This window comes from Kluyvera chengduensis, from assembly GCF_044197065.1.
GTDB lineage: Bacteria > Pseudomonadota > Gammaproteobacteria > Enterobacterales > Enterobacteriaceae > Kluyvera > Kluyvera ascorbata_C.
On sequence record NZ_JBIQOI010000042.1, the window covers coordinates 1 to 230 of the forward strand.

The 230-nt window shown below is 60.9% G+C and carries 1 protein-coding gene; it reads left to right on the forward strand.

The window, feature by feature from the left end:
- Positions 1 to 230 (forward strand): DDE-type integrase/transposase/recombinase (locus ACH1XZ_RS23285; protein ID WP_395597314.1); only part of this gene is annotated, 230 nt, incomplete at both ends.

A 230-nucleotide genomic window follows, 5' to 3' on the forward strand; every position in this document is an offset into this window, starting at 1 on the left:
GGCTGGCTGTATCTGGCGGTGGTTATCGATCTCTTCGCCCGTAACGTGGTTGGCTGGTCGATGAAGCCCACTCTCTCTCGCGAACTCGCGCTGGACGCTCTGATGATGGCCGTGTGGCGTCGAAAACCGGACGGTGAGGTTATCGTACATAGCGATCAGGGCAGCCAGTACGGCAGTGACGACTGGCAGCGCTTCTGCCGGGCCAATAACCTGGCACCGAGCATGAGCCG